The organism is Bacteroides sp. GM023 (assembly GCF_014750685.1).
Lineage (GTDB): Bacteria > Bacteroidota > Bacteroidia > Bacteroidales > Bacteroidaceae > Bacteroides.
This window is the reverse complement of the sequence record NZ_JAAXGE010000003.1, coordinates 22,266-42,848: the sequence shown is the minus strand read 5'-3', so window position 1 is coordinate 42,848 and position 20,583 is coordinate 22,266. Positions and strand designations below refer to the sequence as shown.

The window sequence follows — 20,583 nt, the reverse complement described above, 5'->3', positions numbered from 1 at the left end:
GATATTAATTAACCATATAATTAAAAAGAAACCATGAAAAATTATCCGAAAATCGGGATTCGTCCCACCATCGACGGTCGCCAGGGTGGCGTTCGTGAAAGCCTTGAAGAAAAGACAATGAACCTGGCTAAAGCAGTAGCCGAATTAATCAGCAACAATCTGAAGAACGGTGACGGAAGTCCTGTGGAATGTGTGATTGCCGATAGCACTATCGGCCGTGTGGCTGAAAGCGCTGCTTGTGCAGAGAAATTCGAAAGAGAAGGTGTAGGCTCTACTATCACCGTCACTTCCTGCTGGTGCTATGGCGCGGAAACAATGGATATGAATCCTCATTATCCGAAGGCTGTTTGGGGATTTAACGGAACAGAACGCCCGGGTGCTGTATATTTGGCAGCCGTATTGGCAGGGCACGCACAAAAAGGACTTCCCGCGTTCGGCATTTACGGACATGACGTTCAGGATTTGGATGATAATACAATCCCCGAAGATGCAGCGGAAAAGATTCTCCGCTTCGCACGCGCCGCACAGGCAGTGGCTACCATGAGAGGTAAGTCTTACCTGTCTATGGGCAGCGTATCTATGGGTATTGCCGGTTCTATCGTTAATCCTGATTTCTTCCAGGAGTATTTGGGCATGCGTAATGAATCTATCGACCTGACAGAGATTATACGCCGCATGGACGAAGGTATCTACGACCATGAAGAATATGCCAAAGCAATGGCATGGACTGAAAAGAACTGCAAAGTAAACGAAGGCGACGACTTCAAGAATCGCCCCGAAAAACGTAAAACCCGCGAACAAAAAGACGCTGACTGGGAATTTATCGTAAAAATGACCATTATCATGCGCGACCTGATGACCGGAAACCCGAAACTGAAAGAAATGGGATTCAAGGAAGAAGCATTGGGACACAACGCCATCGCAGCCGGCTTCCAAGGACAACGCCAATGGACAGACTTTTATCCGAACGGTGATTATCCTGAAGCTCTGCTGAATACTTCTTTCGACTGGAACGGTATCCGCGAAGCATATGTCGTAGCTACTGAAAACGATGCTTGCAACGGTGTAGCCATGTTGTTCGGTCACTTATTGACTAACCGTGCTCAAATATTCTCCGATGTACGTACTTATTGGAGTCCTGAAGCTGTGAAGCGTGTAACCGGCAAAGAGTTGAGCGGCCTGGCAGCAAACGGTATTATTCATCTTATCAACTCCGGCGCAACGACTCTCGACGGTTCCGGCCAGTCATTGGATGCAGAAGGCAACCCGGTAATGAAAGAACCATGGAACCTGACTGACGCAGACGTAGAGAATTGTTTGAAAGCAACAACCTGGTATCCGGCAGACCGTGACTACTTCCGTGGCGGCGGCTTCTCCTCCAACTTCCTGTCAAAAGGCGGAATGCCTGTTACAATGATGCGTCTGAACCTGATTAAAGGTCTTGGTCCCGTCCTGCAAATCGCAGAAGGATGGACAGTTGAAATCGACCCGGAAATCCACCAAAAACTGAATATGCGTACCGACCCGACATGGCCTACCACTTGGTTCGTTCCCCGTCTGTGCGACAAATCAGCTTTCAAAGATGTATATTCAGTAATGAATAACTGGGGAGCCAATCACGGAGCTATCAGCTACGGACACATCGGTCAGGACCTAATCACTCTTGCTTCCATGCTCCGTATTCCGGTATGTATGCACAATGTAGAAGAAGACCAAATCTTCCGTCCGGCTGCATGGAATGCATTCGGCATGGATAAAGAAGGAGCAGACTACAGAGCTTGCACCACTTACGGTCCTATCTACAAATAATTTTCAGGCACGGATTCCACGAATTACGCTGTTGCTTTATGCAACGCATATTTCTAAAAACCGTGAAATCCGTGTAATCCGTGCCTAAAACGAATTTACTTATCAATTAATGATTTATCTTTGCAATTATGATTACCAACGAACATATCGAACAGTTCATTGAACAAGCGCACCGCTACGGAGACGCAAAACTAATGCTTTGCAGTAGCGGTAACCTTTCCTGGAGAATCGGCGAAGAAGCTCTGATTTCCGGCACAGGTTCCTGGGTTCCTACCCTTTATAAAGAAAAAGTTTCCATCTGTAATATAGCCAGCGGAACACCGACTAATGGTGTAAAACCATCCATGGAAAGTACTTTCCACCTGGGTATCCTCCGCGAACGCCCGGACGTCAATGTAGTTCTCCACTTCCAGTCGGAATATGCCACAGCTATCTCCTGCATGAAAAACAAGCCGACTAATTTCAACGTCACAGCAGAAATTCCCTGTCATGTAGGTTCGGAGATTCCTATCATTCCTTACTACCGTCCAGGTTCCCCCGAACTGGCCAAAGCAGTAGTGGAAGCGATGTTAAATCACAACTCCGTCTTGCTGACCAACCACGGACAAGTGGTATGCGGAAAAGACTTCGACCAAGTCTATGAACGTGCCACCTTCTTCGAAATGGCTTGCCGCATTATCGTTCAGTCCGGCGGTGATTATTCAGTACTGACACCGGCTGAAATAGAAGACCTGGAAATCTACGTGTTAGGAAAGAAAACAAAATAGTATCCGGGAATACATACCATGAAAAATATCAGTAAAAACACATATCTGGCAGCAGACTTTGGCGGAGGAAGCGGACGAATTATCGCCGGCTTTCTTCACCACGGAAAGCTGGAACTGGAAGAAGTCCACCGTTTCCCCAACCGTCAGGTTAAACTCGGAAATCATATCTACTGGGACTTCCCTGCCCTCTTCGAGGACATGAAAACCGGATTAAAACTAGCTGCACAAAAGGGATACGACATTAAAGGAATCGGCATTGATACCTGGGGAGTAGACTTCGGACTGATTGACAAACACGGAAACCTGCTAGGAAATCCGGTTTGTTACCGGGATGCACGGACAGACGGAATACCTGCAGAAGTATTTAAGATTTTAGACGAACAACAACATTATACTGACACCGGAATACAGGTGATGGCTATCAACACGCTGTTCCAGCTATACAGCATGAAGCTGAATCAAGACCCGCAACTGGACGTTGCCCGTCAGCTCTTATTCATGCCCGACCTTTTCAGCTATTTCCTAACAGGAGTAGCCAATAACGAATACTGCATTGCCTCTACATCCGAACTACTCGATGCACGCCAACGAAACTGGTCTGCATCGACCATCCGCACTCTCGGACTTCCCGAACATCTGTTCGGAGAAATCATCTTCCCGGGAACAATCAGAGGAACGCTCAAAGAGGATATTGCCCGGGAAACAGGATTAGGTTCTGTAGATGTCATTGCGGTAGGTTCACATGACACAGCCAGTGCTGTGGCAGCTGTTCCTGCTACGGAATATCCCATCGCGTTCCTAAGCTCCGGCACTTGGTCACTATTAGGAGTCGAAGTAGACGAACCCATATTGACAGAAGAAGCGCGCCAGGCTCAATTCACCAATGAAGGCGGTGTGGGAGGACGTATCCGGTTCCTGCAAAATATCACAGGATTGTGGATTCTGCAACGCCTGATGAATGAATGGAAAGCGCGTGGCGAAGAACAAGACTACGATATCATCATTCCGCAAGCTGCTGAAGCAGAAATCGACACTATCATCCCGGTAGATGACACAGTATTTATGAATCCTGAAAATATGGAGACTGCCCTCACCGATTATTGTCGGGAACATAAACTTCAGATTCCCCGGAATAAAGCAGAAATGGTGAAATGTGTGCTCCAATCATTAGCTTTCAAATATCGGCAGGCAGTAGAACAACTTAACCGTTGTCTCCCCTCCCCGATCCGTCAACTGAACATCATTGGCGGTGGTTCGCAAAATAAACTTCTCAACCAACTGACAGCCAACAAGCTCGGTATTCCCGTATATGCCGGCCCGGTAGAAGCTACCGCGATAGGAAACATCCTGACACAAGCCATGGCAAAAGGTGAGATTGCCGACCTTCGTGAATTGAGAGAAATTGTAACTCACAGCGTTACACCGCAAGTATATTATCCTAAAAAATAGAAGTATATGGAAACACCCAAAACCGGTTATCAAGTTCAATCTTACAACGTTCCCGTCAAACGTTACTGCCAAACGCTCGATTTACGCGATTCCCCGGAATTAATTGCCGAATATCGCAAAAGGCACAGTGAACCGGAAGCGTGGCCTGAAATTCTTGCCGGCATCCGGGAAGTAGGCATCCTCGAAATGGAAATCTACATTCTCGGTACCCGCCTGTTTATGATTGTCGAAACTCCTGTCGACTTTGACTGGGACACAGCAATGGAACGCCTGAACACACTTCCCCGACAGCAAGAATGGGAAGAATACATGGCTATCTTCCAGCAAGTCGCCCCCGGAATGAGTTCTGCAGAAAAATGGAAACCGATGGAGAGAATGTTCCATTTATATAATACCTAAAAAAATACCCAAAACGACCATGAAACACACTAAGCAGTCCATCATTTCAAAAGATGGCATCAGTTACCTTATCCCCTTTATTCTCATTACCTCTTGTTTTGCGTTATGGGGATTTGCAAATGATATTACCAATCCGATGGTGAAGGCTTTCTCCAAAATTTTCCGAATGAGCGCTACCGATGGTGCATTGGTACAGGTAGCTTTCTATGGCGGATATTTTGCCATGGCTTTTCCCGCTGCGATATTCATCCGCAAATTTTCCTACAAGGCCGGTGTCCTGCTAGGACTTGGAATGTACGCTTTCGGCGCTTTCTTATTCTTCCCCGCAAAAATGACGGGAGAATATTATCCGTTCCTGATTGCTTACTTCATCCTTACCTGCGGTCTCTCTTTCCTGGAAACGAGTTGTAATCCGTATATCCTCTCTATGGGAACGGAAGAGACAGCCACCCGCCGTCTGAACCTCGCACAGTCTTTCAATCCGATGGGCTCGTTACTTGGAATGTATGTAGCGATGCAGTTTATTCAAGCAAAACTGCACCCGATGGATACAGCCGACCGTGCCTTGCTCAACGATAGTGAATTTCAAGCAATCAAGGAAAGCGACCTTGCCGTCCTTATTGCCCCCTATCTTATTATCGGACTGGTCATCGTCGCCATGCTGCTATTAATACGATTCGTCAAAATGCCTAAAAATGGAGATCAGAATCATAAAATTGATTTCTTCCCTACACTAAAACGTATTTTCAAGGAAACGCGTTATCGTGAAGGTGTGATTGCGCAATTCTTCTATGTGGGTGCACAGATTATGTGTTGGACATTTATTATCCAATACGGAACCCGCCTGTTTATGTCACCGGACTTCGGTATGGACGAAAAGAGTGCGGAAGTATTGTCACAGCAATATAACATCATAGCAATGGTTATTTTCTGTATCAGCCGCTTTATCTGTACCTTCATCCTGCGTTATCTCAATGCCGGAAAGTTATTGATGATACTTGCCATCTTCGGTGGTATTTTCACGTTAGGCACCATCTTCCTACAGAATATCTTCGGCCTCTACTGTTTAGTTGCAGTTTCCGCCTGTATGTCGCTGATGTTCCCCACTATTTACGGCATTGCCCTGAAAGGTATGGGAGACGACGCGAAGTTCGGAGCAGCCGGTCTTATCATGGCTATTTTAGGCGGTTCTATTCTCCCTCCACTACAAGCAAGTATCATTGATATGAAAGAAATCGGCTGGATGCCGGCTGTCAATGTATCATTCGTTCTACCGTTTATTTGCTTCCTTGTGATTATCGGATACGGATATCGCACGGTGAAAAGAAACTGGTAAAATACAGACTTGAAAATAGTGACGCTATCCGGATAAGATACCGTCACCATCCAACACTTATAGTGACGCCATCCCATCCGGATAGCGTCACTATTTTATTTTCTTTTTTTATATAAACTATTCTTTTTTCTTCGTATCTTAATTAATTTGTTTACATTTGTCATTTAATTTCCTGTAATTTGTTAATCTAATGACCGAAAACCGAGACGACATACTTTTAGCGCAAGAATTTGAGACGATATTTACCGGATACTATTCGGCTGTGAAATATTTCGCCTTTATGCTGCTAAAGTCCGAAGCGGATGCGGAAGACATCACCCAAGATGTTTTTACCAAATTATGGACACAACCTCAAATATGGACGAATCGGGATAGCGCAGAGATATCCAATTATATCTTTGCCATGACCAAACACATCACTATCAACTTCATCAAACATAAAAGAATAGTAGAAGAATATCAGGAAAGTGTTATCGAAAAAAGCCTCATCGAAGAACTCTTTCAAACAGACAGTACGCTCGAACCTATCTATTATAAAGAAGCAGAATTATTGGTACGTCTCGTCCTGAGCCGCCTTCCTGAGCGTCGTAGAGAAATCTTCGTACTAAGTCGTCTTAAAAATATGAGCAACCAGGAGATTGCCGAAAAACTGAACATTTCCATCCGCACAGTAGAGCATCAAATCTACCGAACCATGCTGGAATTAAAAAAAACTATTTTTATTGCATTTTTTTTCTATTTCGTGTAAGTAGTTAGTCCGCTTCAAGTGTGCTATTTATGTAACTCCAATAATAAATAGCATAAATGAAGAATTATTTCCAGAAAATATTGACCTTATTCACCAAAAATGAGTATCCGAAATCTACTCAACAAGAATTTTATAGATGGTTGGTAGATAAAGAACATGCTTCCGAGAAAGACGAGGTATTACAAAAACTCTGGGAAGAAGCTTTAAAGCAGGAACCTTCCCAAAGCATACACCGTTCATACGAGCAATTAAGAAAGAACGCAGGTATTCCTTCCGTACGTAAAGAACGCAGAATCCGCCCAATCCATATTTGGCAGGTAGTCGCAGCCGTATTCTTTATAGTAGCTTCTTCTTCTGTATATCTTGCTACTATAGGAAAAGATGCAGAACCTAATCTATTGCAGCAATACATCCCGACAGCAGAAATGCGAACCCTCACCTTGCCCGACGGCACCAAAGTACAACTGAACTCACAAAGCACCCTATTATATCCGCAGGAATTTACAGGTAAAGACCGTAGTGTATTCTTGATCGGTGAAGCCAATTTCAAAGTGAAGCCGGACAAAAAACATCCGTTTATCGTTAAGTCGAACGACTTTCAGGTAACAGCATTGGGAACTGAATTTAATGTAGCCGCATACCCCGAGAATCCGATAGTAGCGGCAACCTTGATTTCAGGAAGTGTGCTCGTGGAATATAACGAATTAAACTCTCAAATGATTCTGAAACCTAACGAGCAATTGGCATATAACAGAAACAATAAAAGCCACTTATTATCTATACCGGATATGGATGATATAACAGCTTGGCAAAGAGGTGAGCTCGTATTCCGCGAAATGAATGTACAGGAGATTATTAATGTACTTGAACGCAAATATAACTATACCTTCGTTTATAGTATGCACGAGTTGAAGCAAGATCGGTATAGTTTCCGCTTCCGTGATAAAGCACCGCTCAATGAAGTGATGGACATTGTCACTGGAGTAGTAGGTGGTCTCAAGTATCGTATAGACAAAGACATTTGTTTTATAAATAAAAAATAATAATATTGAATACTTATATATTTACATATTTCAGCAAAACAAAAAGTACAAATTTGTAAATATATAAAAACAATATAATCATTAATATATAAAATAATAAATACATACATTTAACTAGTTTGAAATATACTAACCATTAAATCAAGAAAAGCATAAAAAAAAGTATCCGGAACGAAGCCGACACTTCATCCCGGATATGAAATCATTTTTTTACTCTCGGAATGGCGACAGACTTAAGATGAGATGCCCCATTCATTCGTTACTATGAGAATAAAACCCTAAGTTAACAAACTAATACGAAAGTAAATGCTACAAAAATACACATTTATAGCAGATAAAACGGCGAAAATAGGAAGCTTTATACTTCTTTTAGGCTTTTTGCTGACGCAGACAGCAGTATTCGCCCAGAAAAACAACATCCGGATTACGATCCAGAAGAAAGATATCACAGTCATTGAGGCCCTTAAATTCGTTGAAAAACAATCCGGCATGTCCGTCGGATACAACGATTCTCAGCTAAAAAACAAAACAGCTATCAGTCTCAACATAACCAATGAACCATTAGATGGTGCCCTCTCAAAGATACTGGAAGGAACAGGATTCACCTACCAGTATAAAGAAAAGTATATAATGATTATCCCCCAACAGAAAAAAAAGGAGGAAGCAGCTGTCAAACGTATCACAGGGCATGTAAAGGATGAAACAGGCGAGCCGCTTATCGGAGTAAACGTTCATATAGAAGGAACCGCTACCGGAGTAATCACTGATATTGACGGCAATTTCTCTATCGAAAGCCCTGTTGGAAGTTTGCTAAACTTCAGCTACGTGGGTTACACACCGCAGAGCGTCAAAGTAGGTATGCAGAACACATACAATATACAAATGGCATCAGACGCAAAACAACTTAATGAAGTAGTTGTCACCGCCCTCGGTATTAAACGCGAGCAAAAAGCTTTGAGCTATAATGTACAACAAGTAAAAAGCGATCAACTAACAACAATCAAAGATGCCAATTTCGTCAACAGCCTGAACGGGAAAGTAGCAGGTGTAACAATCAACAGCAGTTCTTCTGGTGTGGGTGGCGCCAGCAAAGTAGTTATGCGTGGTACTAAATCTATCGAACAGAGCAGTAATGCACTTTATGTTATCGATGGTATACCAATGTACAATTTCGGTGGCGGCGGTGATACAGAATTCGGTTCACGTGGCGCCACAGAAGCTATCGCCGATCTCAATCCAGATGATATCGAAAGCATGTCCGTACTAACCGGCGCAGCAGCGGCAGCACTTTACGGCAGCAATGCAGCTAATGGTGCTATTGTAATTACGACCAAAAAAGGAAAAATAGGGAAACTACAGGCTAGTGTATCCAGTGGCATTGATTGGCTAAAACCATTCTCTATGCCCGAATTCCAAAACCGCTATGGCACAGGAAGTAATGGAAAAACTAGTGGGTCAACTATTTGGAGTTGGGGACCCAAAATGAGCAACAGCCCCGGATATGAACCAACTGATTTCTTTGAGACAGGAGCCATATATAACAACTCCATTACCCTATCCACCGGTACTGAGAAAAATCAGACTTTCTTCTCAGCAGCCGCTTTAAACTCAGACGGACTAGTTCCAAACAATAGGTACAACAGATATAACTTCACCTTCCGCAATACGACTAGTTTTCTGAATGATAAACTAAAACTTGACGTAGGAGCTAGTTACATTATCCAAAATGACCGTAACATGACCAATCAGGGGCAATATTCCAACCCATTGGTATCAGCCTATCTTTTCCCGCGTGGCGACGATTTTTCGGTAGTGAAAACATTTGAACGTTATAATGAAGCACGCAAAATCAATGTGCAATTCTGGCCACAGGGAGAAGGTGATCTTCGTATGCAAAACCCATATTGGATAGCTTACCGCAACCTTCGTGAAAACAATAAAAAACGCTACATGCTTTCGGCAGGGCTCACTTACGACGTGTTCGACTGGATGAACCTTTCCGGACGCATCCGCATAGATAACTCAAACAACACTTACGAGCAAAAGCTTTATGCTACAACTATCGCTACCTTGACAGAAGGCAGTGATAAGGGTTTTTACGGCATAGAAAAAAGTAATAATACGCAAACATATGCCGACTTTCTGGTAAACATTAACAAACGACTAAACGACTTTACCATCGTAGCCAATATAGGTACATCGCTTAGCAATAACAGCTATGACATGTTAGGTTATAACGGTCCAATACAAGAAAAAGGTATTCCGAATGTATTCAACGTATTTGATTTAGACAATACCAAAAAACGTGCTACCCAGGAAGGCTGGGAAGAAATGACTCAGTCTATATTCGCCAGTGTCGAAGTAGGATGGAAAAGCATGCTCTACCTCACCTTGACCGGTCGTAATGACTGGGCTTCACAACTAAAAGGATCTACCCAGACATCTTTTTTCTATCCCTCTGTAGGACTTTCAGCAGTTATTAGTGAAATGGTGAAAATGCCAAGCTGGATAGACTATCTGAAAGTGCGCGGTTCATTCAGTTCCGTAGGCATGCCTTATCCACGCTTTCTAACTGTCCCTACATATAAATACGATGCCAACACACAATCATGGACACCCAAGACACACTATCCAATCGGAAAGCTATATCCCGAACGCACAGATTCGTGGGAAGCAGGTGTGGATGCCACCATATTCAGAGATTTCCGTTTGAGTGGTTCTTTCTATTACGCTAACACTTATAACCAAACTTTCGACCCGAAGATTTCCGTATCTTCCGGCTATTCGACGCTTTATGTACAAACCGGCTATGTACGCAACATGGGTGTGGAAGGAATGTTATCTTACGGGCATCATTGGAGTGATTTTGGCTGGAATAGCAGCATCACATTCTCATGGAACAAGAACAAAATCATAGAGTTGGTAAAAAACTATCTCCACCCAGAAACCGGACAGATCATCAATATGCCTGAACTGGAAATGAGCGGCCTGGGCAGTTCACGCTTTATACTGAAAGAAGGGGGAACATTGGGCGACCTATACTCTGAGGCAGCTCTTCTAACCAACGACAAAGGATATATCGAACTAAATGCTGACGGCACTTTATCAAAAGACGCCAATGTGGCTCCTATCAAGTTAGGCAGTGTCTTTCCGAAAGCTCATCTAGCATGGAATAATGAATTTTCATACAAAGGTATCTCCGCCGGCTTCCTGCTGTCCTGCCGCTTGGGAGGTATTGTTTACTCCGCGACACAAGCTGCTCTTGACCAGTACGGAGTTTCAGAAGCTTCGGCCAAAGCGCGCGATGAAGGCGGGGTTATAATCAACGGACGTTCCAAAATATCCGCACAAAGATGGTACGAAGCTGTTGGAAGCGGAGGCGGATTACCCCAATACTACACGTACAATGCTACAAACCTTCGTCTACAGGAAGCTCATATCGGATACACCATCCCTCGACGCTGGCTAAATAACATATGCGATATTAACGTATCCCTCGTAGGACGAAATCTTTGGATGATTTACTGTAAAGCTCCTTTCGATCCTGAATCGGTAGCTACTACAGACAATTATTATCAAGGAATCGACTACTTTATGATGCCAAGCACACGTAATATCGGATTCAACGTAAAGATAAACTTCTAAAACTACGAATCACATGAAAAAAATAAAGTATACACTATTTACACTAACCGTACTATTGCTGTTTCCGACATTGGAAAGTTGCATGGATGCGGACATCAACCGCAATAAATACGAAGTAACCCAAAAACAACTTGGTCAGGATAATTATGATCTGGGATCCGTCATCAGAGGAATGCAAGGTCTTGTTATACCAACGCAGGAACATCTTTACCAATTCATGGAAGCCATGTGCGGTGGTTCTTACAGCGGATATTTTGGCGACACACGTACAGCATGGCTCGAAAAATATTCCACCTATAATCCTAAGGTAGACTGGCTGAAAGCTCCATTCTGCGATGTTATCTCCGACACCTATCCTTTTTATTTTCAAATTCTTAAAAAGGAAGATAGTCCGATAGCCCAATCTTTGGCAAAATTATTGAGAGTAGCCATCATGCATCGCATCACAGATGTTTATGGACCTATCCCCTACAGCAAAGTTTTAAAAGACGGAAGCGCCATAGAAACCGACGGACTAAGCTCTGCATATGACTCACAGAAAGATGTCTACATACAAATGTTTAAAGAACTGGAAGAAGCAGACCAAGTCCTCGCCGACAATCTGGTCGAAGGCGAAAGCGGATATGAGAAACTGGATGATGTTTACTATGGCAATCTAAAACAATGGAGATTATTCCTTCATTCACTACAACTTCGCCTTGCTATGCGTCTTACCTATACCGATATGACAGGAGAAGCTCAGACTATCGCTGAGAATGCCGTAGCAGCAGGAGTAATCGAAAAGAATGCAGACAATGCCATGTTCCATGTAGCCGAGAACCGCTCCGCTTTGTGTTTCAACGACTGGAATGACTACCGTGCAGGCGCCGACATCGTTTCATACATGAACGGCTATAACGATCCACGTCGTGCCGCCTATTTCACAAAAATAAAAAGCGGGGATACAGAAAGCTATTTTGGTATTCGCATTGGCATTAATTCAGTAATGAATGACGATATGCTCATCAAGTCATATTCCAATCGTCTGATGACAGCTACCGATCCTTATGTGTGGATGACTGCTGCTGAGGTAGCATTCCTTCGCGCCGAAGGAGCATTACGTAAATGGAACATGGGCGGAGAAGCAAAAACATTCTATGAAACAGGTATTAAACTTTCCTGCGAGGAACATGGCGTCAGCGCAAGCAATGAATATTTGCAAAGCACCGCAACGCCCATGGCATATAAAGACAACTTGGGTCCTTACACAGAATCCGCACCCGTCAGCACAATTTGCGTGCAGTGGAACACCGCTACCAACGACGCAGCATTCGAAGAGAATCTCGAGCGTATCATTACACAAAAGTGGATTGCATTATACCCTAACGGCATTGAAGCATGGAGCGAACATCGCCGGACCGGGTACCCCCAATTACTCCCTGTCAAAGTTAACAACGGACGCAATGTGAGCACCGAACGTGGCATGCGCCGACTCATGTACCCTTCGGAAGAATACAAGCAGAACGCCGCTCATATGCCTGATGCCGTAAATCTGCTAATACAAGAAAGCAGCCACAACAGTGGCGGCGACACCGGAGGCACTCAAGTGTGGTGGGACAAGAAAACGACAGATTAAATAAAATAAAAGCATAAAAAGTTATGAAACAAAGAAATATCCTATTCAACCTACTGGCAGCCGCTACCCTTGCCTTGGGAACCGGGCTCCTCACCGTCTCATGTGACGACTGGACCGAAACGGAAAGCCTGACCATAGCTCCCCAGTTGCCCGAAGACCAGAATCCGGAGCTATTTGCCCGCTATGCACAAGCCATACGCGACTACAAAACGCGTGCCCACTATCTGGTTTTCGCACGCTTCGACAACGGACGTTCCGATAATGCCGGAGAACAAAACTATCTTCGTTCCTTGCCAGACAGCCTCGATGCAGTTATTCTGGAACATGCCGATGCCCTGACAGAATCCGATCTTGAAGACTTTCCGCCTTTACAGCAGCATTTCGGCACTAAAGTAATGGCAAGCTTCAACTTAAGCACCATTTACGATGAAGCCGTCAGTTCCGGTAAAAAAACGGCTACAGAGGTTGGCACCACACTCGACAAACTCTTCACCATTATCAATGAGCATAATCTTGACGGGGCTTCCATCATCTACACAGGCAGTCTGGGCATCAACAGCGACGACCCCGATTATACATCTGTTTCAGAAATGCGCCGTACTTTACTGGACAAGTTAATCCAACAGGCAAAAACGGGCAAAACCTTTTATCTGGAGGCCGATCCACTATTCATCCCCCAAGCTGATCGGGATGTGTTCTCTTACTATATACTCAACACTGTTTCCGCAGATAACATCAGCCGGCTTCACTCACAAATTCAACAAGCTACCGACTATGCCGGCATAGCAGCCAACCGCCTACTTATCACTACCAATCCGGATAAAACCGTTACGGTAGATATGAAAGCCGTTGACCAGCTGCCTGCCTTTACCCGACAAGTGATAGACGCAGGTCCCGTGAAAGGTTTGTTGATACAAAATGTAATAGCAGATTATGCACATGCCAATGCGACTTACCAAGAGACACGGAAATCGATACAGACCCTTAATCCATCACCCTTAAAATAACTAACAGGAGGAACAGATATGAAAAACAAAAGAAAACTATCAATACTACCGGTAACTCTTCTTATGCTATTCGCTGCCGGTGCCTGTGATAATACCGACTATACCGAGCGCACCCCCTGTGACAACAGCATATACCTCAGCATGGCCGAAACCAAAACGTCGGAAACGATGACCTTCAACAAAACAATCACTAAACTCGAAAAAGAATTCACTGCCCGCCTGGCATTCCCCGCAGATGCGGAAGTCAGTGTCGGTATTACTGTTGATCCTTCCCGAGTAGTCGATTATAATATGCGTAATAATACTTCATACGATGTTCTGCCTACCAAGCACTATCGCCTGGAGGCTAACGAGACTGCCATACCTGCCGGAAAGCTTAATTCTCAACCTGTACATATCTATTTTAATGATCTTACAGAACTTGAAATTGACAAAGCCTACCTCTGTCCTGTCACCCTCACTTCAGCACAGGGAATCGGTTTACTTGACGGCTCTTCCACTTATTGGTATGTCGTAAAACGTTCCAGTGCTATCACCACCGCCGTCAATCTTCAGTATTGCTATATTGAAGTACCGGGATTTTACGTTCCCAACGGAAGCCAGGAACCTAGCGGCAACGCCGCTCATCTAAACGGGATGAAAGCAGTCACCTATGAAATGATAGTACGCATTAATAAATTTGACGACAACACTGACATTTCCAGCCTGATGGGCATCGAAGGGCACCTCTGCTTCCGTGTCGGAGATGCAGGATTTCCACGTCAGCAGCTACAAGTAGAAACTCCTGCCGGCAAATTTCCTGAAAGCAGTAAAGCAAAACTTCTTAACGCAGGAGAATGGTATCACCTTGCTCTTACATACGACATTGCCACAAAGACTATAATCTTCTATGTCAACGGAAAAGAACAAAGCCGCAACACAGACTATTCCAGCACCAGTTTTAACGAAATCAACCTTGCTAACCGCGTGCAGGAAAGTTCTCCCGGAAAGGGTGACGGAGACTGGCTCTTCTACATCGGACGCTCTTACAACGACCGTTGGCTTATCGACCGCCAGCTGAATGGTAACGTCTGCGAAGTTCGAATTTGGGATGTAGCACGCACACCACAAGAGATATGGGAAAATATGTATGACATAAATAATCCTACTACCGAAGAGCATCTCGCTGCCTACTGGAAATTTAATGAAGGAACAGGCAACGACATCAAAGACTATTCCCGATGGGGCAATAATGCACAAATTGTACGTTATTGGAAAGATAGCCAATCCAAAAACGAGTATGAAGTGAAAGACGAAGATCTTTGGCCGTCAGGGCTCGAAGTACCTCAGGTGAACAAAAAAGAATAAGTGATAAAAAGTATGAATCTTTAATTTAAAAGACTTAGATATGAAACAAATATTGAAATACATATTGCCATTTGCCTTTGCCGCAGGTTTTGTTTTCACCGCTTGCGAAGAAGACGATATCACTCCCATAAACGGAACATTTCCTGAAACGGGAGGAATCGGCATATCCATGGGGATACTCCGGAGCATTAATTATGCAGAAAACCCTCTCATAAATTTAGAGCAAGCCAACGCAAGCGACGAACTTCGTATCGAACTTACCGAGCCGGCAATACAAGCATCCACCTACACCGTAGCCATTGATGATTCCAAGGTAGATACCTACAACGAAGCAAACAAGACAGAGTACAAATCGTTTCCGTCACAGTTCGTCACGTTGAGTAGTGAGGGAAAACTTACTTTGGAGAGTGGAAAGCAATTATCGAACACGATAACCACCACATTCGTTTTCGATGAATCCCTTGAAGCAGGCACTTATCTCCTTCCCCTTACAGTGAAAGCCAACAACGGCGCATCCGCACTTTCACAAGAACGAAATACATTGTATTATAAAATAAACGTATGGGGAGAAACGATGCCGGAATATGAGTGGACAGAAAAAAACTATATTCAAATAGTTGGAGTAGATCCGGAGCTCACCAATCCTCTAATTATAAACAAATTGCACATATTCACGACAAGTAAGCCTACTTATTACTTTAATGTAGCCGACATCGTCAACTTGCAATTTGCCACCGTCTGGAAGGATGAGAGCAATCTTCCTTATCTATATTTTAAAAACGACCTGGAATATGTATTGTCTCACAGGAATAAATACATCACCCCCTTACAACAAGCGGAACATAAAGTTTGCATTGCTATCAAGGGTGGAAAAGAAGGGATTGGATTCTCCAATTTAGATGAATATCAAATGAATAAATTTATTTACGAAATAAAGAAAATAGTAGATAAATATCATTTAGATGGTGTAAACTTATACGATTGTGAATTTGAGATAAAAAATACAGAGAATAATTTTGATTTATCAAAAGGTTTATGTAAATTTGTTGCATCACTAAGAAAGACTTTAGGCAGTGATAAAATTATCAGTTATACACAAACTAAAGAATCACCGGAAGGAATTATGAATGACCAAAGTGAAATCAAATTAGGTAACCTTGTTGATTATGCTTGGACAGACCAACTCAACAAAATCATTAACCCTTGGGAACATCCCGACTCGTGGTGGAGCAATCCCATTGCCGGAATTAGCAAAGAGAAATGGGGAGCACTAAACTCTGATATACACGCAACGAATGAAGAAATTGATTATTTAATAAATGAAATTGAAAATAATCTTTCTATGACAGATGAAAATATAAATCATGTATTCGTAGTGAATAGAGTGGAAAATGTATCATTAGCGACTGATAACAAATATGTATGGTATATGATATGGGGTAGTGACAATAACTTGTATGATGAATATGATGCCACACAAATAGGTCCACGTGGATATGAAAGCATATATATCCCTTTAGTACCAAAAGATTATTGAAAAAATTGATATGCGCATATAACAAACTAATTACTAACTTTAAATCCCCAGAAGGAAGGAGGAAAACATTCACTGCTTTTTGAGATTTATCAGCCTTTTCTCTAAAAATAAAAGACTCAATAATAAACCAATTCACCAAATCTAATATGAAAGATTTATGAAAAAATTATTTTATTATTTTGTAAGCTTATGTTCATTGGCATTAGTTACCAATGCATGTACCAATGATGAGAACTTAGTAGACCAGTCCAGCGCTCAGCAGACTACTACAACACGTGCTGCAACTTCTATCCAAAACATCGTTTATATAGAAGCAAATGATGTCAATCCTTTGAATGCAGGTTCATACGTAATGGATGGAAAATCATTCTTCACTCATGTGATATTATTCGCAGCCAATATTCGTGGCGATGGTGACAATGCTATTCTTTATAATAATCCTAATATACAACACATTCTTGACAACAAGGATACGCTTGTGAAGCCGCTTCAAGACAAAGGAATCAAGGTATTACTGGGATTATTAGGTGACCATACGGGATTGGGATTTGCTAATATGACCGACGCCCAAGTTGAACAATTTGCAACAGCTGTTGCCAATGCAGTTACTACTTATAATCTGGATGGTGTTGATTTTGATGACGAATGGGCAGAATATGGAAGAAACGGATATCCATCCGGAAGTACGGGTTCTTTCTCTAAATTAATAACTGCACTTCGTAATAAGATGCCAAACAAAACTATTACTGTATTCGACTATGGTTACACTTCCGAACTTTCAGGCGTAACAGACAACATAGACTACGGGATGAATTCTTCATTCAATTGGTTTTATGATGGAACAGACTTTGGAATGCCAAAATCAAAATGGGCACCTTATACCATCAACTTTAATAGTTCGCAATCAATAAGAACAGTCAAAAGTAATGCACAAAATACACTTAACAATGGTTATGGTGCAATCTGCTATTACGATCTAAAAATGTCAAGTCAAGTAACTACTTTGAATGCAGCTGCACAAGGCGCATTTAATTCCACCTGTACTTATGACGGAAAATCTTATTCAAAGAATTATTAATTGAAAGTTCTCTATAAATCATCTCTGATGAAATAATCGTAATAGAGTCTCCTTCCCAAAAAGAAGGAGGCTCTATTCTATTTGATATAAATTTCCTCTGCATTTTATTGTATCAATAATTGACAAGGCAAAGACTACAACAATTCCCCTATTCGATGCATCTACATCGACGATACCCAACAAAAAGTAGTACTATTTTTTTCATCTTGGTGACACCGAATTCCCCTTGCAGTAATTACAATTCACCGCCGAGGAAAACAAAACACACTACGCCGACAATAGCAAACTGGTACTCTCCAACAAATAGTATCACTAGCCGTGGTTTACAACACCGAAGCGCGTACCGCCTTTATTTACCTTGAACATGAACAGAGGGAAAGTTTCAAGCAAAAACAAGAGTAATAACAACCGGAGATTTTTAAACTTTAAACGCTGTGACATTTTTGCTCTTATTTTAAATATTATAAGGGGAGAAACAAAAATGTGGCATTATTAATAATCAGCACTTTACCCCTCAAAAGCCGCCATCTTTTCTATAAGTTTACAAAAATCATCTATAGTCTTTTCACCTTTTATCAGAAGAAAACTGCACTTTTTCACTACATAGCCTATCCAATAATAAAGGAGCTATAAAGTTACACTTGTGCATCCATCCGGACAGACTGGTGCAACAAGCGTGTCACAGTTGTGTATCCCGACAGTTACTCAACAGCGGCAGACTAAATCACCCGTATAAGATAGCTAATAGAACGCCTGAATGTATTAGTTTATGCTATAGAAAACCTTAAATTGACCTAATGAATATATTCTTTTATGCAGCTATTCATTCTGCAACCTGCGATTGATTTTTGATTTTATTCCGATAGATAAGGTAGATAGTAGAAAGCTTATCCTTTTTTTGCTTTACAAACATAGATTATCTATCTTTGCAATCATGTCAAATTCAAAAGAGTGCCCTATGCAGAAGTTTATAAATTCCATACATATCAGTAATTTTAAATCTATTAAAGAAATCTCACTCAACGAGTGTAAAAGAGTAAATTTGCTGATCGGAAGGCCAAATGTTGGAAAAAGTAACATATTGGAGGCTTTGTCACTTTTTTGCTTACCTTATTTGAAATATGGCAAGAAAAAAAGTATCCAACAATTTATCCGGGTAGAAAACGATGCGGAACTTTTTTTTAATGGCAATATCGACCAGAATATATCTGTGAAAGCAGACAATATGGAGGCAAAAATTGAAATGGACTCTAAAGGCATCAATGTTACTTTGTCTTATTCCGATAAAGAAACTATCACATTACCTTTCAGCAATTTATTATTATCTACCAAGAAAAATATAGATGACCTTTCAGCTGTCAATCCATTTAAAAGTTATTTCTACCCAACAATCTTTGAGAAGGATAAAGTTTCAATAAACTATCTTCTCCCACCCGATGGAAGTAACTTAATGACAGTAGTCACCCAGCAAACTGAACTAAAAAAAGAGTTGACTGAAACATTCAAAGAGTACGGGCTGAAATATGTCTTCGACACAAATAGTCAGGAAATAAAAATAATGAAAGAAAAAGGTGCTGGAGAAATCTTTCTAATACCCTTTCATTCTATTGCTGATACACTGCAACGAATGATATTTTATAAAGCTGCGATTGAAAGTAATCAAAACTCTGTATTAATTTTCGAGGAACCGGAAGCACATTCATATCCACCCTACATTTCAAAAATTACACAAGAGATTATCAACTCGGAACAGAACCAATTCTTTATAACAACACACAGTCCTTATGTGGTAAACGATTTATTGGAACAAGCCGAAAAAGATTTGGCTATTTTTCTAATAGACTTTAAAAACGGAGAAACTATTATTAAAAGAGCGACTTCTAATGAACTACAAGAAATGTATGAATATGGGGCTGATATTTTCTTTAATACTGAAACATTCTTAAAATAATGGCCGAATTATATATTATTCCGGAATGTTTCATCGACACCAATTGTATTGAAACATTAGTTCCAACCCCTCAAGGTTATAATCACCAAAAAGGTTGTAATACTGTTGTAAAAACAATGCAGGAGAAACTAAAAGATAGTTTTGCCATAGGCATCGTCGACAAAGATAAAAAGCAAGTAAAATATGTAGAAGAATTTGAAGAAGTAGCCCATAGTGAATCGCTTTATTTATACAAACATCCATCAAAACCTCATTTTCTGATAATGATTTATCCCGCAATGGATAGTTTTATACTTAAATGTGCATCAGAAACAAATGTTACAATGGAAGATTTCGGTTTGCCGTCTGATTTAAAGTCTTTCACCAAAAGAACCAAACAAGTAACGAGCAAAGAGGATCCCACTTTCAAAAAACTACTCAATGCAATAAAAAAAGCAAAAGAAATTACTATCCTAAAAAGTTGGATCAAGTACCTGAAACTTAAACAATATGAGGCGGATTGCGAAGAATTAAAAAATATGATAACCGAATAACTAACAATATAAAAGCTCCTGTAGAATTTATAAACCGTGTCCGTATGGAAAAACCACGTGAGTTGTTGGAAACATTGAGAAAGATTTGATAGCCGAAAAATACAGTATTGGCACTGTTTAAATAAAGAAGAGATGTACCTGATGGAAAAATGGTACATCTCTTTTACGCTTTTACAGGTATTTGAACATCAATTTATTAATAAAATACAGCAACATCACACCAATTATCTCTTTATTGAAACCAAATAAGAACTAACTAGGATTCAATGCAAATTGCAACATCTACTTGTTACAACTTATAAGTATTTTTACTTCGTAG

The 20,583-nt window shown here is 41.6% G+C and carries 15 protein-coding genes; all 15 read left to right on the top strand.

Annotated elements, in window-relative coordinates:
• Nucleotides 1–33: 33 nt before the first annotated feature.
• The 15 genes from fucI (at nt 34) to HC965_RS06690 (ending at nt 20,264) form a co-directional block, all read left to right on the top strand.
• Entirely contained in the window at nt 34–1,809 is a 1,776-nt protein-coding gene (fucI, locus tag HC965_RS06760) for an L-fucose isomerase (protein WP_191030779.1), read from the top strand.
• Between the two features lie 128 nt (nt 1,810–1,937).
• On the top strand, nt 1,938–2,576 hold the full coding sequence (locus HC965_RS06755; protein ID WP_191030778.1) for a class II aldolase/adducin family protein: 639 nt from the start codon (nt 1,938–1,940) through the stop codon (nt 2,574–2,576).
• 18 nt (nt 2,577–2,594) lie between these two features.
• Nucleotides 2,595–4,025 carry a rhamnulokinase family protein gene (locus HC965_RS06750; RefSeq protein WP_191030777.1) on the top strand — a complete coding sequence of 477 codons (1,431 nt, stop codon included), beginning with the start codon at nt 2,595–2,597 and terminating at the stop codon, nt 4,023–4,025.
• A 6-nt stretch (nt 4,026–4,031) separates the two neighbouring features.
• A complete protein-coding gene (locus tag HC965_RS06745) occupies nt 4,032–4,424 on the top strand; it encodes an L-rhamnose mutarotase (protein ID WP_191030776.1) in 393 nt (130 codons plus the stop codon).
• Nucleotides 4,425–4,443: 19 nt separating this feature from the next.
• Nucleotides 4,444–5,760: an L-fucose:H+ symporter permease gene (gene fucP / locus HC965_RS06740; protein ID WP_191030775.1), complete on the top strand. Its 1,317-nt coding sequence runs from the start codon at nt 4,444–4,446 to the stop codon at nt 5,758–5,760.
• 190 nt (nt 5,761–5,950) lie between these two features.
• On the top strand, nt 5,951–6,508 hold the full coding sequence (locus HC965_RS06735; RefSeq protein ID WP_191030774.1) for an RNA polymerase sigma-70 factor: 558 nt from the start codon (nt 5,951–5,953) through the stop codon (nt 6,506–6,508).
• Nucleotides 6,509–6,564: 56 nt separating this feature from the next.
• Nucleotides 6,565–7,551 (top strand): FecR family protein, encoded by a 987-nt coding sequence (locus HC965_RS06730; RefSeq protein WP_191030773.1) that lies wholly within the window; start codon nt 6,565–6,567, stop codon nt 7,549–7,551.
• Between the two features lie 306 nt (nt 7,552–7,857).
• Entirely contained in the window at nt 7,858–11,196 is a 3,339-nt protein-coding gene (locus tag HC965_RS06725; RefSeq protein ID WP_191030772.1) for a TonB-dependent receptor, read from the top strand.
• 13 nt (nt 11,197–11,209) lie between these two features.
• A complete protein-coding gene (locus HC965_RS06720; RefSeq protein WP_191030771.1) occupies nt 11,210–12,811 on the top strand; it encodes a RagB/SusD family nutrient uptake outer membrane protein in 1,602 nt (533 codons plus the stop codon).
• Between the two features lie 74 nt (nt 12,812–12,885).
• A complete protein-coding gene (locus tag HC965_RS06715) occupies nt 12,886–13,818 on the top strand; it encodes a glycoside hydrolase family 18 (RefSeq protein ID WP_223854757.1) in 933 nt (310 codons plus the stop codon).
• Between the two features lie 18 nt (nt 13,819–13,836).
• The gene (locus HC965_RS06710; RefSeq protein WP_191030769.1) at nt 13,837–15,165 is read left to right on the top strand and encodes a DUF1735 and LamG domain-containing protein; all 1,329 of its coding nucleotides are present in this window, start codon (nt 13,837–13,839) and stop codon (nt 15,163–15,165) included.
• Between the two features lie 40 nt (nt 15,166–15,205).
• Nucleotides 15,206–16,702, top strand: a complete 1,497-nt coding sequence (locus tag HC965_RS06705; RefSeq protein ID WP_191030768.1) for a BT_3987 domain-containing protein — start codon at nt 15,206–15,208, stop codon at nt 16,700–16,702.
• 157 nt (nt 16,703–16,859) lie between these two features.
• Nucleotides 16,860–17,780, top strand: a complete 921-nt coding sequence (locus HC965_RS06700) for a glycosyl hydrolase family 18 protein (protein WP_191030767.1) — start codon at nt 16,860–16,862, stop codon at nt 17,778–17,780.
• 958 nt (nt 17,781–18,738) lie between these two features.
• Nucleotides 18,739–19,731, top strand: a complete 993-nt coding sequence (locus tag HC965_RS06695; RefSeq protein ID WP_191030766.1) for an AAA family ATPase — start codon at nt 18,739–18,741, stop codon at nt 19,729–19,731.
• Entirely contained in the window at nt 19,731–20,264 is a 534-nt protein-coding gene (locus HC965_RS06690; protein WP_191030765.1) for a hypothetical protein, read from the top strand. Before HC965_RS06695 ends, HC965_RS06690 begins: the two co-directional genes overlap by 1 nt.
• The last annotated feature ends 319 nt before the right edge of the window (nt 20,265–20,583 follow it).

Bases quoted from the DNA above. Each gene is read 5' to 3' on its own strand.
- fucI (WP_191030779.1), top strand. From the start codon at position 34: ATGAAAAATTATCCGAAAATCGGGATTCGTCCCACCATCGACGGTCGC.
- HC965_RS06755 (WP_191030778.1), top strand. From the start codon at position 1,938: ATGATTACCAACGAACATATCGAACAGTTCATTGAACAAGCGCACCGC.
- HC965_RS06750 (WP_191030777.1), top strand. From the start codon at position 2,595: ATGAAAAATATCAGTAAAAACACATATCTGGCAGCAGACTTTGGCGGA.
- HC965_RS06745 (WP_191030776.1), top strand. From the start codon at position 4,032: ATGGAAACACCCAAAACCGGTTATCAAGTTCAATCTTACAACGTTCCC.
- fucP (WP_191030775.1), top strand. From the start codon at position 4,444: ATGAAACACACTAAGCAGTCCATCATTTCAAAAGATGGCATCAGTTAC.
- HC965_RS06735 (WP_191030774.1), top strand. From the start codon at position 5,951: ATGACCGAAAACCGAGACGACATACTTTTAGCGCAAGAATTTGAGACG.
- HC965_RS06730 (WP_191030773.1), top strand. From the start codon at position 6,565: ATGAAGAATTATTTCCAGAAAATATTGACCTTATTCACCAAAAATGAG.
- HC965_RS06725 (WP_191030772.1), top strand. From the start codon at position 7,858: ATGCTACAAAAATACACATTTATAGCAGATAAAACGGCGAAAATAGGA.
- HC965_RS06720 (WP_191030771.1), top strand. From the start codon at position 11,210: ATGAAAAAAATAAAGTATACACTATTTACACTAACCGTACTATTGCTG.
- HC965_RS06710 (WP_191030769.1), top strand. From the start codon at position 13,837: ATGAAAAACAAAAGAAAACTATCAATACTACCGGTAACTCTTCTTATG.
- HC965_RS06705 (WP_191030768.1), top strand. From the start codon at position 15,206: ATGAAACAAATATTGAAATACATATTGCCATTTGCCTTTGCCGCAGGT.
- HC965_RS06700 (WP_191030767.1), top strand. From the start codon at position 16,860: ATGAAAAAATTATTTTATTATTTTGTAAGCTTATGTTCATTGGCATTA.
- HC965_RS06695 (WP_191030766.1), top strand. From the start codon at position 18,739: ATGCAGAAGTTTATAAATTCCATACATATCAGTAATTTTAAATCTATT.
- HC965_RS06690 (WP_191030765.1), top strand. From the start codon at position 19,731: ATGGCCGAATTATATATTATTCCGGAATGTTTCATCGACACCAATTGT.